General features: G+C 63.3%; 14 protein-coding genes. 10 read left to right on the plus strand and 4 right to left on the minus strand.

Annotated features, from left to right (window positions below):
- Positions 1–3 precede the first annotated feature (3 nt).
- Both POS17_RS06645 and POS17_RS06650 read right to left on the minus strand, forming a co-directional pair.
- Positions 4–474 carry a RidA family protein gene (locus POS17_RS06645; RefSeq protein ID WP_060837870.1) on the minus strand — a complete coding sequence of 157 codons (471 nt, stop codon included), beginning with the start codon at positions 472–474 and terminating at the stop codon, positions 4–6.
- A gap of 88 nt (positions 475–562) precedes the next feature.
- Positions 563–1,483, minus strand: coding sequence for a LysR substrate-binding domain-containing protein (locus POS17_RS06650; protein WP_060837871.1), 921 nt, complete (start codon positions 1,481–1,483; stop codon positions 563–565).
- A gap of 195 nt (positions 1,484–1,678) precedes the next feature.
- Between POS17_RS06650 and POS17_RS32130 the strand changes: the two genes are divergently transcribed.
- Together POS17_RS32130 and ccoM are read left to right on the plus strand one after the other, a co-directional pair.
- Positions 1,679–1,840, plus strand: coding sequence for a hypothetical protein (locus tag POS17_RS32130; RefSeq protein WP_092320233.1), 162 nt, complete (start codon positions 1,679–1,681; stop codon positions 1,838–1,840).
- Between the two features lie 145 nt (positions 1,841–1,985).
- Positions 1,986–2,102, plus strand: a complete 117-nt coding sequence (gene ccoM / locus POS17_RS32485; RefSeq protein WP_015634423.1) for a cytochrome c oxidase subunit CcoM — start codon at positions 1,986–1,988, stop codon at positions 2,100–2,102.
- 135 nt (positions 2,103–2,237) lie between these two features.
- Here ccoM and POS17_RS06655 read toward each other — a convergent pair whose 3' ends face one another.
- Together POS17_RS06655 and POS17_RS06660 are read right to left on the minus strand one after the other, a co-directional pair.
- Positions 2,238–3,713 carry an inorganic phosphate transporter gene (locus tag POS17_RS06655; protein WP_060837872.1) on the minus strand — a complete coding sequence of 492 codons (1,476 nt, stop codon included), beginning with the start codon at positions 3,711–3,713 and terminating at the stop codon, positions 2,238–2,240.
- A gap of 375 nt (positions 3,714–4,088) precedes the next feature.
- A complete protein-coding gene (locus POS17_RS06660) occupies positions 4,089–4,289 on the minus strand; it encodes a hypothetical protein (protein ID WP_016962562.1) in 201 nt (66 codons plus the stop codon).
- A 685-nt stretch (positions 4,290–4,974) separates the two neighbouring features.
- On the opposite strand from POS17_RS06660, the gene pcaR reads away from it, so the two are divergent.
- From pcaR to POS17_RS06700, 8 genes are all read left to right on the plus strand, one after another.
- Positions 4,975–5,817 (plus strand): pca regulon transcriptional regulator PcaR, encoded by an 843-nt coding sequence (gene pcaR, locus POS17_RS06665; protein WP_060837873.1) that lies wholly within the window; start codon positions 4,975–4,977, stop codon positions 5,815–5,817.
- A gap of 289 nt (positions 5,818–6,106) precedes the next feature.
- Entirely contained in the window at positions 6,107–7,453 is a 1,347-nt protein-coding gene (locus POS17_RS06670; protein ID WP_060837874.1) for an MFS transporter, read from the plus strand.
- Positions 7,454–7,762: 309 nt separating this feature from the next.
- Complete coding sequence (locus POS17_RS06675; protein ID WP_060837875.1) at positions 7,763–8,620, plus strand: CoA transferase subunit A; 858 nt, start codon at positions 7,763–7,765, stop codon at positions 8,618–8,620.
- Positions 8,620–9,399, plus strand: a complete 780-nt coding sequence (locus POS17_RS06680) for a CoA-transferase subunit beta (protein ID WP_060837876.1) — start codon at positions 8,620–8,622, stop codon at positions 9,397–9,399. Before POS17_RS06675 ends, POS17_RS06680 begins: the two co-directional genes overlap by 1 nt.
- Entirely contained in the window at positions 9,396–10,601 is a 1,206-nt protein-coding gene (gene pcaF / locus POS17_RS06685; RefSeq protein ID WP_173655930.1) for a 3-oxoadipyl-CoA thiolase, read from the plus strand. Before POS17_RS06680 ends, pcaF begins: the two co-directional genes overlap by 4 nt.
- Before the next feature lie 37 nt (positions 10,602–10,638).
- A complete protein-coding gene (gene pcaH / locus POS17_RS06690; RefSeq protein WP_060837878.1) occupies positions 10,639–11,343 on the plus strand; it encodes a protocatechuate 3,4-dioxygenase subunit beta in 705 nt (234 codons plus the stop codon).
- A 1-nt stretch (position 11,344) separates the two neighbouring features.
- Complete coding sequence (pcaG, locus tag POS17_RS06695; protein ID WP_060837879.1) at positions 11,345–11,911, plus strand: protocatechuate 3,4-dioxygenase subunit alpha; 567 nt, start codon at positions 11,345–11,347, stop codon at positions 11,909–11,911.
- Positions 11,912–12,150: 239 nt separating this feature from the next.
- Entirely contained in the window at positions 12,151–13,446 is a 1,296-nt protein-coding gene (locus POS17_RS06700) for an MFS family transporter (RefSeq protein WP_060837880.1), read from the plus strand.
- The last annotated feature ends 14 nt before the right edge of the window (positions 13,447–13,460 follow it).

The raw sequence follows: 13,460 nt of genomic DNA on the forward strand, positions 1-13,460 counted from the left end.
TCTTCACGGCTTGAGCTCGAAAATCCCGTCGACCTCCACCGCGACACCGGCGGGCAGGCTGGCGACGCCCACCGAGGTGCGGGCATGCCGGCCCTTGTCGCCCAAGGCATTGACCAGCAGGTTGGAGGCCCCGTTGGCGACCTGGCCATGCTGCTTGAAGTCGGCGCTGGCGGCGATGAACACCCCCAGCCGACTGATGCGTTGCAGCCGTGACAGGTCGTCACCCAGGGCGGCCGCCAGTTGCGCCAGCAGGGCCAGGGCCGCCAGTTCCGCGGCCTGGGTGCCTTGCTCGATGCTGAGGTTGTCACCGAGCCGGCCAAGCAATTGCGGATGCTCCTCGGCCGACGGCGTCTGCCCGGAGATGAACAGCAGGTTCTGGCTGCTGACATGATTGACGTAGTTGGCGATCGGCTGGCCGGGACGCGGCAGCTCAAGACCCAGTTGTTGCACGCGTTGTTGCAGAGAGTCACCCATGGCAAGTCCTCGAATGAAAGGCTTGCAGCATCGGTGTTCGCTCTCGGGGCGACAAACGGATAGATCTAATCCGACGTATCTGAATTTCTCATGTGTCGCGGCCCTGTTCCATCAACCCTTGCTCCAACAATCCCTGCTCCAACAATCCCTGCTCCATTAACCAGTGTGCAAAACACTCGGCCGACGGATTGGCCGCGCCTTTGGCGGTCACCAGCCAGTAGCCGATGTGAGGGCTGTGCAGGGAGGGCAGGTCGAAGGCATCCACCAGGCTACCTTGGGCGAGGTGGCGGCGGATCAGCTGACGGCGGCCCATGGCGATGCCTTGGCCGGCCACTGCCGCTTCCACCACGATGTTGTAGTCGTGGAGCATGACGCTGGGGTGGGAGCCGAGGTCGATGCTGTTCTGCCTGCTCCAGTCGTCCCACTCAAAGGGCCGGTGGGAGCGGGCCATCAGCAAGGTGCCATTGGCCAGGGCGCGGGCCTTGAACTCCGGGCTGCACACCGGCGACAGCTGTTCGGCGAGAAAGCGCCTGGCCTCGACCTTGGGCCAGTTGCCCTTGCCGTAGCGAATGGCCAGGTCGACCTCGGCCCCGGCCACATCCGCCAGGTCGATTGCCGGTTGCAGCTCCAGCTGGATCTCTGGGTGGCGGCGGCTGAAGTCCGCCAGGCGCGGGGCCAGCCACAAGGTGGCGAAGGACGCCAGCAGGCCAACGCGCAGCACCCGCGGCGGCTCCGCGGCCAGCAGTGCCCGGGTGGCTGCGGCGATCTGCTCCAGGGCCGGCCGGATCTGCTGGTAATAGGCGGCGCCAGCGGCGGTCAGGTCGATGGCGCGGGTGCGCCGCACAAACAGTGGCTGGCCCAGGTGCTGTTCGAGCTTGTGCACTTGATGGCTGATCGCGCTCTGGCTGACACACAGCTCCCGGGCCGCCTTGCTGAAACTCAGGTGGCGGGCCACGGCCTCGAAGGCGCGCAGGGCCAGTAGGGGGGGCAGGTGCTGGGGCGTTTGCACATCCGCTTTCCTATGGGTGGGGGGGCGGCCATTGTGCGGATAAAAAATCTCTCCGGCAGCGACTTTATTGCATTCGCGTTGGTCTGATCACTGGTCAGGTGCGGCGCCGCGTCGCATTATTGGCACATTCGCCAAGGCCGTCCCGGGTTCCAGACCGCGCGGTCGATATTGACTTCGAGTGATGCAAGCCAAGCCATGAATCAAGACGACAAACTGATCGACCTGACCGCCGAGCGCGCCAAGCGCGTGCATGACCTCAATGAAAAGCGCCTGAACGAAGTGCGCCAGGCATTCGAGCAGGCCATGCCGCTGGGCAAAGCCAAGAAAAAACCGAAAAATAAACCGAAAAAGCGCTGAACAGGGCGCTTTTTTGTTGATACAGGTCAGTTATTCCCCCTTCCTTGCGCCCACTCATGGGCGACATTGACCCCGGTCAATTTTCCCCGCCGCCTCTTTGGTTAACTTAGCCCCATCGCAACAGGGCAAGAGCAGGAGGCCAGTCATGTTTTTCGACAATGTGGTGATCGCCGGAGTGCTGACTGTCGGCCTCATGGTTCTGTTTTTCGCAGGGTTTGGATTCTTCATCTGGAAAGACGCGAATAAGCGTAAAAAACCTTAAGTCTCTCCAGAGCAACGAGCACGCAAGGCATTTTGGGCAACTTCGGTTGCCCTTTTTTTTGCCTGCAGAAAAGCGTGCGGCATAAAAAAAGGTGCGTCCCTGGGGGCGCACCTTTTTTATTCCCGGGCGGGTGGATCAGGTGCCCAGGACCTTCGACGCCGCCCAGAACAGGCCGGCCGACAGGGCCACCGTGGCCGGCAGGGTCAGTACCCAGGCCAGCAGGATGGTCTTCACCGTGCCGCTCTGCAGGCCGCTCTTGTTGGCGACCATGGTCCCGGCCACGCCGGAGGAGAGTACGTGGGTGGTGGACACCGGCAGGCTGAAGATATTCGCCAGGCCGATCAGGCCCGCGGCGGTGATCTGTGCCGACATGCCCTGAGCGTAGGTCATGCCCTGTTTGCCGATCTTCTCGCCAATGGTCAGTACCACGCGCTTCCAGCCGATCATGGTGCCCAGGCCCAGTGCCAGGGCCACCGCCAGGATTACCCAGAACGGCGCGTACTCGGTGGTGGCGGTCAGGTCCTTGCGCAGCTTGTCCAGGTCAGCCTTTTCACGGGCTGCCAGGTCCGGCAGTTTGCCCACTTTCTTCGCCGTGTCGTCCAGGCACAGCAGGTAGCGACGCACCTCGATGCGGCTCTCCGGCGACAGCGAGTGGTAATCGGCGACACCCTTGAGGCTGCTCAGCAGGGCGCTGATGGTCGGCTCGGTTTGTTGCGGATTGCAGCGGAACTTGCCCGGCAGGTCGTCTTTCACGCTCTTGCCCAGGGCCAGGAATTCGCCCAGGGAGTCGTGGTTGCGCTCATAGAACTGGCTCAGGTGCAGGGTTGCGTCGCGGGTCCGCTCGATCTGGTAGGTGGTGCTGTTGAGGTCCAGCACGAACTGCGCGGGGACGATACCGATCAGCACCAGCATGATCAGGCCAATGCCTTTCTGACCGTCGTTGGAACCGTGGACGAAGCTCACGGCCATGGCCGAGATCACCAGCACCAGACGGTTCCAGAACGGTGGGTGCTTCTTGTCATCGACCTTGCGGCGCTGTTCCGGGGTCTTGTGCATCTTGGAGATCGGCCGCCACCATTTCAGGCCGATCAGCACCAGCGCGGCAATCAGGAAGCCGGCCATCGGCGAGAACACCAGGGAAGCGCCGATATCGATCGCTTTCTGCCAGTTCACGCCATCTCCCAGCGGGATGTCGTTGAGCAGGGCATTGGCCAGGCCGACACCGAGGATCGAGCCGATCAGGGTGTGGGAGCTGGAGGCCGGGATGCCGAAATACCAGGTGCCCAGGTTCCAGGCGATGGCCGCCGCCAGCAGCGAGAAGACCATGGCCAGACCGTGGCCGGTGTTGACATTGATCAGCAGTTCCACCGGCAGCAGGTGGACGATGGCATAGGCCACGCCGACCCCGCCCAGCAGCACACCGAGAAAATTGAATACACCGGAAAAGAATACGGCCAGGTGCGGCGGCATGGCTTTGGTGTAGATAACAGTGGCAACCGCATTAGCGGTGTCATGAAAGCCGTTGATGAACTCGTAGGCGAGGACAAAAGCCAGGGCGAGCAAGAGGCTCACAAGCACCCAAGCATCCAGTCCGCTGAATAAATCGATCATGAAGGTTTTCTGACCCGGTCATAAGGGGGCGCGATTATGCCAGAAAACCCTGGTAATCAATGCACAAGGTGCTCACCGGTAACATTCTTCAACGAAAAAACTGACCCAGAGCAGAGTTTTTGTCGATTCTCGTCGAGCCTGGCAACCCATTGAGTTTATTGGGTTTGAGCGCCATGAGTGCGGGCTCGACCGGCGTGAAGCAAAGGTTAAAACGATCGTATGAAATTTCAGCGAAAGGGCCTGCCGGGTGCCGATTCTCGTCCGGATGGGACAAGGTGGCGAAGGGCCCGGGGTGGCGAGCATCAATAGTCTGCCAGGCCGCCGAGATCATCGTGCGGACCAGCGAGCAAGCCCTATGAAGTCAGGTCGCCAGGATTATGGCTGTTCGGCCTTGAGCTCTTTTTCCATCTTTTGCAGTTCTTGAGTGAAAGCCTGATCGCGAATAGTTGCGCGTTTGCGCCAAGGTTTGCGTTCCGGTTCGGGCTGGGCGGCATAGCGGGTGATCTCGCCGCCGTAAACTTCCTTGTAACGTTGTTCCTGGCGCTCAAGTTCTGCGCGCAGTTCGTCTTTCGTCACAGTGTTACCTAATTGAGTAAAGGTCCATTCCGGCGTAACGCATTGCCTGTGGGCGACTATAACAATCCGAATCGGGCTTTTGGGGCTGCCGATTCGTGATCCGTTCCAGCGTGCCTTTTGTTGCATGCGGCCACGTCACCGGATGAAGACAACTGTCGTAGCAACAGTGTTGTTTGTTGCAAGCGGATTGGCCGAATCTGCTTTGAGGTCAAGCGCTTGCGGCAGGTGATCGATTACAGCCTGGCGTCACCTGGGCGAGGCGGGAGCGGGACTCACTCCGTGTTCCTCGCTCGTGCAGTATAGCCGCGGCGAAGAATAACTCTATGGGCGACAAGTTTAAAATAGCCAACTTTATTGTGAGTGTTTTGTGACACGGAAGTTCGAAACACTTCCTACACGATGCTTCCTGTTTTCGTACTCCACCAATGGGAGTCTAGATGGGGCGTCGCTGCTCTTTATACAAGTGGCGAATGGAAAAAACAGCGCGCAGCGCCAGCGTCGGCTGGCGATTATTACTATGAGTTTTTGCAATAAAAGAGTGCTGAAGAGGGTGGCGGCCTCAAACGCGGCGGATTGCGATTATCGGTCGCCGGTTCGATAATCGCCCAATGTTGCCGGTGGCAGCTTGTGCTGTCTCTCCAATACGGCTTGTAATACGGCCGAATTTTGTCGCAGGGAACCTGAAATGAACGATCAGATGCGTAATTCCTTTACCTCGGTGGCGCCGCCGATCGTGGCTTCGGCGGCGAAGAGGATTCAGGCGTTGACCGGTGACCCGGATTTCATGACTTCCCTGGCTCGTGGCCTGGCAGTGGTGCAGGCGTTCCAGGAGCGCAAGCGCCACCTGACCATCGCCCAGATCAGCCACCGCACGGAAATTCCCCGGGCCGCGGTGCGTCGTTGCCTGCACACCCTGATCAAGCTGGGCTACGCCACCACCGATGGGCGCACCTATTCGCTGCTGCCCAAGGTGCTGACCCTGGGCCATGCCTACCTGTCGTCGACGCCCCTGGCGGTTTCCGCTCAGCCCTATCTGGACCGCATGAGCGAGCAGCTCCACGAGGCTTGCAACATGGCCACCCTGGAAGGCGATGACATTCTCTACATCGCCCGTTCCGCCACCACCCAGCGCCTGATTTCCGTGGACCTGTCGGTCGGCGGGCGACTGCCGGCCTATTGCACGTCCATGGGGCGCATCCTGCTGGCGGCCCTGGACGACTCTTCGTTGCATGAGTACCTGGAGCACGCCGACCTGCAGGCCAAGACCAGTCGCACCCTGCATACACCGGAAGCCCTGCTGGAATGCCTGCAACAGGTGCGTCGGCAAGGCTGGTGCATTGTCGACCAGGAGCTGGAGCAGGGGCTGCGCTCGATCGCCGTGCCGGTGTACGACGCCTCGGGCCAGGTGCTGGCGGCATTGAACGTCAGCACCCACGCCGGCCGGGTCAGCCGCGCCGAGTTGGAACAGCGCTTTTTGCCCGGCCTGCTGAGCGCCAGCCGCGATCTGAGCGCCCAGCTGTTTGCTTAAGCTGTTCGATAAACGCACAGATCCGCCTCGGACGAATTGACGCTGTTTCCCCTGGCTCATTAATGTCGCGGCAGCGTCATCGGCGGCCAGCCGGCATTGCCGGTCTGCGCCGATGACCCGTCCAATAATAATGAAGAGGCCAACTCATGAGCATGCTCTCCCTGCGTCGTTGCCGTGACCGTTCCTGCCGTCCCGCCCGAGTCGCCTGATTTACTCCACCCTTTCTACGTGACCTGATCAGCCCCTGGCGGCCTTTGCTCGCCTGCGTTTTAGTGTGGAAATAACAACAATGAACCAACCTCAATCCGCTGTAGGGAACTGCCTTGATGTGCAGTCCTTCATCAATGCCCAACCCTTGTCCCGTTACCAGTGGCGAGTGGTGATCCTGTGTTTTCTGATTGTCTTCCTCGATGGCCTGGACACCGCGGCCATGGGCTTCATTGCCCCGGCGCTGTCCCAGGACTGGGGCATCGACCGCGCCAGCCTCGGCCCGGTGATGAGCGCCGCGCTGATCGGCATGGTCTTCGGCGCCCTGGGCTCTGGACCCCTGGCCGACCGTTTCGGGCGCAAGGTGGTGCTGGTGGGGGCGGTGCTGCTGTTCGGCGCCTTCAGCCTGGCGTCGGCCTATAGCACCAATGTCGATCAGTTGCTGGTCCTGCGCTTTCTCACCGGCCTGGGGCTGGGGGCGGGCATGCCCAACGCCACCACGCTGCTGTCGGAATACACCCCCGAGCGCCACAAATCGCTGCTGGTAACCAGCATGTTCTGCGGTTTCAACCTGGGCATGGCCGGCGGTGGCTTCATTTCCGCCAAGCTGATTCCGGCCTTCGGCTGGCACAGCCTGCTGCTGATTGGCGGAATTCTGCCGTTGATCCTGGCCCTGGTGCTGGTGGTCTGGTTACCGGAGTCGGCGCGTTACCTGGTGGTGCGCAATCGCGGCACCGACAGGGTGCGCAAGACCCTGGCGCCGATCGCCCCGGCCATCGTCGGCGAGGCCGGCAGTTTCAGCGTGCCCGAGCAGAAGACGGTGAAGGCGCGCAACGTGTTCGCGGTGATCTTCTCCGGCACTTACAGCGTGGGCACCTTGCTGCTGTGGCTGACCTATTTCATGGGCCTGGTGATTGTCTACCTGCTGACCAGCTGGCTGCCGACCCTGATGCGGGACAGCGGGGCGAGCATGGAGCAGGCCGCCTTTATCGGCGCCCTGTTCCAGTTCGGTGGGGTGCTCAGCGCCGTAGCCGTGGGCTGGGCCATGGACCGTTTCAATCCGCACAAGGTGATCGGCTGTTTCTACCTGCTGGCCGGGGTCTTTGCCTACGCCGTGGGGCAAAGCCTGGGCAACATCACCCTGCTCGCCACCCTGGTGCTGATCGCCGGCATGTGCGTCAACGGCGCGCAATCGGCGATGCCGTCCCTGGCGGCGCGTTTCTATCCGACCCAGGGGCGGGCCACCGGGGTGTCCTGGATGCTCGGCATCGGCCGTTTCGGTGCCATCCTCGGCGCCTGGATGGGGGCGACCCTGCTGGGCCTGGGCTGGAACTTCGAACAGGTACTGACCGCCCTGGTGATTCCGGCGGCCTTGGCCACCACCGCCGTGGTGATCAAGGGCATGGTCAGCCACGCCGACGCCACCTGAGGCCATCTCGCCCCCTAGGCGCTGTCGCAGGCTGCCCGCGGGCCCGGAGGGGCCCGCTGTTCCAAGGTCCTGCGCAAGGTTCTTCAAGCCCCATCGCAGCCTGCGGCGGCGGCCACTAGCCGACCCGCAAGGCTGTTTCGGGACGGGAGAGCGGTAATCGATAGCCACGCAACAATGCGTTCGATAATCGAACACTCAGTCGATTATCGGATTGTTTGGGGTCTGGCTCCCGCTTAATCTTCAGTCACTGCGGCGCGCCCAGAGCGCCTTTTTCTCCAGTCGCTGAATAACAATCGGGAGACCCCATCCATGGCTGAAATCCTTTCGCTGCACGACGCGGTGAAGCAATTCGTCAACGACGGCGACACCGTCGCGCTCGAAGGCTTCACCCACCTGATTCCTACGGCCGCAGGTCATGAAATCATCCGCCAGGGCAAGAAAGACCTGACCCTGGTGCGCATGACCCCTGACTTGATCTACGACCAGTTGATCGGTGCCGGTTGCGCTCGCAAGCTGATTTTCTCCTGGGGCGGCAACCCGGGTGTGGGCTCCCTGCACCGCCTGCGCGATGCCGTGGAAAAACAGTGGCCTCAGCCGCTGGAAATCGAAGAGCACAGCCACGCCGACCTGGCCAACGCCTATGTCGCCGGTGCCTCGGGCCTGCCGTTCGCCGTGCTGCGGGCCTACGCCGGCTCCGACCTGCCCAAGGTCAACCCGCTGATCAAGACCGTGACCTGCCCCTTCACCGGTGAAGTGCTGGCGGCGGTGCCTTCGGTACGCCCCGATGTCACGGTGATCCACGCGCAGAAAGCCGACCGCAAGGGCAACGTCCTGCTGTGGGGGATCCTGGGGGTGCAGAAAGAGGCCGCCCTGGCCGCCAAGCGCTGCATTGTCACCGTCGAGGAAATCGTCGACGACCTGAACGCCCCGATGAACGCCTGCGTGCTGCCGACCTGGGCCCTGAGCGCGGTCTGCCATGTGCCGGGCGGCGCCCATCCGTCCTATGCCCACGGTTACTCCGAGCGCGACAACCGCTTCTACCAGGCCTGGGATCCGATCGCCCGTGACCGTGAAACCTTCACCGCCTGGATCAACGAATACATCCGCGGCAGTGCCGACTTCAGCGAATTCCAGGCCAAGCTGGCCGCAGCTTCGGAGGCCAAGTAATGAACTACTCCACCAATGAAATGATGACCGTGGCCGCTGCCCGTCGCCTGCAGAACGGCTCGGTGTGCTTCGTCGGCATCGGCCTGCCCTCCAAGGCCGCCAACCTGGCGCGCCTGACCTCGTCGCCAGACGTGGTACTGATCTACGAGTCCGGCCCGATCGGCGCCAAGCCCAGCGTGCTGCCGCTGTCCATCGGTGACGGCGAGCTGGCGGAAACCGCCGACACCGTGGTGCCTACTGGCGAGATCTTCCGCTACTGGCTGCAGGGCGGACGCATCGACGTGGGTTTCCTCGGGGCTGCCCAGGTCGACCGTTTCGGCAACATCAACACCACCGTGGTCGGTGATTACCACCGGCCCAAGGTGCGCCTGCCGGGCGCCGGCGGTGCCCCGGAAATCGCCGGTTCGGCGAAAAGCGTACTGATCATCCTCAAGCAGTCGTCCCGCTCCTTCGTCGACAAGCTGGACTTCATCACCTCCGTCGGTCACGGCGAGGGTGGCGACTCGCGCAAGCGCCTGGGCCTGCCCGGCGCCGGTCCGGTGGGGATCATCACCGACCTGTGCATCATGGAGCCGGAAGCCGGCACCCACGAATTCATCGTTACCTCGCTGCACCCGGGCGTGACCCGCGAGCAGGTAGTGGCCGCCACCGGCTGGGCGATCCGTTTCGCCGAGCACGTGGCCGAAACGGCCGCACCCACCGAAGTCGAACTCACTGCCCTGCGTGACCTGGAAGCGCGCACCGCCGCGGCCCATGGCCAAGCTCCTGGAGAAGCCTGATGCGTGACGTATTCATCTGCGATGCCATTCGTACCCCCATCGGCCGCTTTGGCGGCGGCCTCTCGGCCGTCCGTGCCGATGACCTGGCGGCAGTGCCGATCAAGGCGCTGATGGAGCGCAACCCGGGCGTGGACTGGAGCGCGCTGGACGAGGTGTTCCTCGGCTGCGCCAACCAGGCCGGCGAGGACAACCGCAACGTGGCACGCATGGCGTTGCTGCTGGCGGGCCTGCCGGACAGCGTGCCCGGGGTCACCCTCAACCGTCTCTGCGCCTCGGGCCTGGACGCTATCGGCACCGCGTTCCGCGCCATCGCCAGCGGCGAGATGGAGCTGGCGATTGCCGGCGGTGTCGAGTCCATGTCCCGCGCGCCCTTTGTCATGGGCAAGGCCGACAGCGCCTTCTCGCGCAACATGAAGCTGGAAGACACCACCATCGGCTGGCGTTTCATCAACCCGCTGATGAAGGCCCAGTACGGCGTGGACGCCATGCCGCAGACCGCCGATAACGTGGCCGACGACTATCAGGTGTCCCGCGCCGACCAGGACGCCTTCGCCCTGCGCAGCCAGCAGCGCACCGCCGCGGCCCAGGCCGCCGGCTACTTCGCCGAGGAAATCGTCCCGGTGCGCATCGCCCACAAGAAGGGCGAGACAGTGGTGGAGCAGGACGAACATCCGCGTGCCGACACCACCCTGGAAACCCTGGCCAAGCTCAAGCCGGTCAACGGCCCGGACAAGACCGTCACCGCCGGCAACGCCTCCGGGGTCAACGACGGCGCCGCGGCGCTGATCCTGGCGTCGGCCGAGGCGGTCAAGAAACACGGCCTGACCCCGCGTGCGCGGGTGCTGGGCATGGCCAGCGCCGGAGTGGCGCCGCGAGTGATGGGCATTGGCCCGGTGCCGGCGGTGCGCAAGTTGATCGAACGCCTGGGCGTGGCAGTCAGCGATTTCGACGTGATCGAGCTCAACGAAGCCTTCGCCAGCCAGGGCCTGGCGGTGCTGCGCGAGCTGGGCCTGGCGGACGATGCGCCACAGGTCAACCCCAATGGCGGCGCCATTGCCCTGGGCCATCCACTGGGCATGAGTGGTGCGCGCCTGGTGCTGACGGCCCTGCATCAGCTGGAAAAGAGCGGCGGTAAAAAAGGCCTGGCCACCATGTGCGTAGGTGTCGGCCAAGGGCTGGCGCTGGCCATCGAGCGGGTCTGACTGCCTGCCTTATACAAGAAGAGAACGAGGAACCACCATGAGTGACAAGCCCGGTTACCGGCGCCCGCAAGCGGGCACTCAGCCTGATTATCTGCACCCGGCCTACCAGTCGACCAACACCCGCTCGCCGTCCAAGCCGCTGGTGTTCCTGCCCCATTCGCTGTCGGAAATCACCGGCCCGAGCATCGGCGCCGAATCGATCCAGGAACGGGACAACGACCTGACCGCGCAGCACGCAGGCCAGCCCCAGGGCGAGCGGATCATCATCCACGGCCGCGTGCTGGACGAAAACGGCCTGCCGGTGCCGGGCATCCTGGTGGAGATCTGGCAGGCCAACGCCGCCGGTCGCTACAACCACGACCGCGACCTGCACGATGCACCGCTGGATCCGAACTTCACCGGCACCGGGCGCACCGTGACCGATGCCGACGGCTGGTATCAGTTCCAGACCATCAAGCCCGGCGCCTACCCCTGGGGCAACCACCACAATGCCTGGCGTCCGGCGCATATCCATTTCTCGCTGTTCGGCCCGAGCATCCTCACCCGCCTGGTGACCCAGATGTATTTCCCCGGCGACCCGCTGCTGGAATATGACCCGATCTACAACTGCGTGCCGGACACCCGCGCCAAGGAACGCCTGATCGCCCGTTTCGATCTGGAGAAAACCATCCCTTCCTACGCCCTCGGTTACCGTTGGGACATCGTCCTGCGCGGCCGCGATGCCACGCCGATGGAGAAATGACATGACCCTGACCGCGACTACCTCCCACACCGTCGGCCCCTACTACCACATCGGCCTGACCTGGCTGAACCGCGAAGACCTGACCGAGGAAGGCACTCGGGGCGAGCGGGTGGCGATCACCGGCCAGGTGGTGGACGGCAACGGCAACTTCGTCAACGACGCCATGCTGGAGGTCTGGCAGGCCAATGCCGCCGGTAAGTACCGCCACCCGGAAGATCAGCAGGACAAGCCCCTGGACCCGCACTTCCAGGGATTTGGCCGGGTGCCGGTGGACGCCGAAGGGCGCTTTCGCTTCACCACCATCAAGCCGGGTACGGTGCCGGGCCTCAAGGGCACGACCCAGGCGCCGCACCTGGTGGTGCTGGTGTTCGCCCGTGGCCTGGTCAAGCACCTGCTGACTCGCATCTACTTCGACGGCGAGCCGGCCAACGCCGCCGACCCGCTGTTGGCCTGCGTGCCCGAGGAGCGCCGCGGTACCTTGCTGGCCAGGGCCGATGCCGCCGGTCACTACCAGTGGAACGTGATTCTCCAGGGGACCGACGCCGAGACGGTGTTCTTCGATTACTGAGCCGGAGCACGGTGTAGCCGCTGCCGCAGGCTGCGAACGGCCCGAAGGGACGCGGTTGCGGCGAGTTTGGCGAGAGAGTGCCAAGCAAGGCCCTGCGTACCGAACGCGGCCCGGCCTTTCGCAACCTCGCCGTGGCTCGGCAGCGGCTACAGGCAGAACCATAGGGCCCATGTCCCGTAGGGAACGGGAGTGTTGCCAGGTGTGTCTAGACTCACACTGTCCCCCACGAGTGAAAAATCATGACAACAAGCACAAGTCACTACACCGCAGAGGAGCGCAGCAAAAGGATCTTTGCCATTGTCGGTGCCTCCTCCGGCAACCTGGTGGAATGGTTCGACTTCTACGTCTATGCCTTTTGCGCCATCTACTTCGCCCCGGCATTTTTCCCCTCCGACGATCCCACGGTGCAGTTGCTCAACACCGCCGGGGTGTTCGCCGCCGGCTTTTTGATGCGGCCCATCGGCGGCTGGCTGTTCGGCCGGGTTGCCGACCGCCACGGGCGCAAGAACTCGATGATGATCTCGGTGCTGATGATGTGCGCCGGCTCCCTGGTCATCGCCTTTTTGCCGACCTACGCCAGCATCGGTGCCTGGGCGCCGTTCCTGCTGCTGGTGGCGCGCCTGTTCCAGGGCCTGTCGGTGGGCGGCGAGTACGGCACCACCGCCACCTACATGAGTGAAGTGGCGCTCAAGGGCCAGCGCGGGTTCTTCGCCTCCTTCCAGTACGTGACCCTGATCGGCGGGCAACTGCTGGCGGTGTCGGTGGTGGTGGTTCTCCAGCAGTTTCTCGATGAGGCCGAGCTCAAGGCCTGGGGCTGGCGCGTTCCGTTCGTGATCGGTGCCATCGCGGCGCTGATCTCGCTGCTGCTGCGGCGTTCGCTGAAGGAAACCACCAGCAAGGAGATGCGCGAGAACAAGGACGCCGGCAGCGTCGCCGCGCTGTTCAAGAATCACTCGGCGGCCTTCATCACCGTGCTGGGCTACACCGCCGGCGGCTCGCTGATTTTCTACACCTTCACCACCTACATGCAGAAGTACCTGGTGAACACCGCGGGCATGCACGCCAAGACTGCCAGCTACATCATGACCGGCGCGCTGTTCCTCTATATGTGCATGCAGCCGCTGTTCGGCATGCTGGCGGACAAGATCGGCCGGCGTAATTCCATGCTCTGGTTCGGCGCCCTGGGCACCCTGTTCACCGTGCCGATCCTGCTGACCCTGAAGACCGTCACCAGTCCGTTCCTGGCCTTTGTGCTGATCACCCTGGCCCTGGCCATCGTCAGTTTCTACACCTCCATCAGCGGCCTGGTGAAGGCCGAGATGTTCCCGCCGCAGGTGCGCGCGCTGGGGGTGGGCTTGGCTTATGCGGTGGCCAATGCGATCTTCGGTGGCTCGGCGGAATGGGTGGCCCTGAACTTCAAGAACATGGGCATGGAAAACACCTTCTACTGGTACGTCACGGCGATGATGGCGATAGCCTTCCTGTTCAGCCTGCGCCTGCCGAAGCAGGCGGCCTACCTGCACCACGATCTTTGACCTGTGTGCCTGCG

Source organism: Pseudomonas sp. Os17, assembly GCF_001547895.1.
Lineage (GTDB): Bacteria > Pseudomonadota > Gammaproteobacteria > Pseudomonadales > Pseudomonadaceae > Aquipseudomonas.

What these genes read in the sequence shown, in the direction of transcription:
- pcaH (WP_060837878.1), top strand. Translation starts at nt 10,639, where the DNA reads ATGAGTGACAAGCCCGGTTACCGGCGCCCGCAAGCGGGCACTCAGCCT.
- POS17_RS06645 (WP_060837870.1), bottom strand. Translation starts at nt 474, where the DNA reads ATGGGTGACTCTCTGCAACAACGCGTGCAACAACTGGGTCTTGAGCTG.
- POS17_RS06670 (WP_060837874.1), top strand. Translation starts at nt 6,107, where the DNA reads ATGAACCAACCTCAATCCGCTGTAGGGAACTGCCTTGATGTGCAGTCC.
- POS17_RS06655 (WP_060837872.1), bottom strand. Translation starts at nt 3,713, where the DNA reads ATGATCGATTTATTCAGCGGACTGGATGCTTGGGTGCTTGTGAGCCTC.
- POS17_RS06680 (WP_060837876.1), top strand. Translation starts at nt 8,620, where the DNA reads ATGAACTACTCCACCAATGAAATGATGACCGTGGCCGCTGCCCGTCGC.
- POS17_RS32130 (WP_092320233.1), top strand. Translation starts at nt 1,679, where the DNA reads ATGAATCAAGACGACAAACTGATCGACCTGACCGCCGAGCGCGCCAAG.
- ccoM (WP_015634423.1), top strand. Translation starts at nt 1,986, where the DNA reads ATGTTTTTCGACAATGTGGTGATCGCCGGAGTGCTGACTGTCGGCCTC.
- pcaR (WP_060837873.1), top strand. Translation starts at nt 4,975, where the DNA reads ATGAACGATCAGATGCGTAATTCCTTTACCTCGGTGGCGCCGCCGATC.
- POS17_RS06675 (WP_060837875.1), top strand. Translation starts at nt 7,763, where the DNA reads ATGGCTGAAATCCTTTCGCTGCACGACGCGGTGAAGCAATTCGTCAAC.
- POS17_RS06700 (WP_060837880.1), top strand. Translation starts at nt 12,151, where the DNA reads ATGACAACAAGCACAAGTCACTACACCGCAGAGGAGCGCAGCAAAAGG.
- pcaG (WP_060837879.1), top strand. Translation starts at nt 11,345, where the DNA reads ATGACCCTGACCGCGACTACCTCCCACACCGTCGGCCCCTACTACCAC.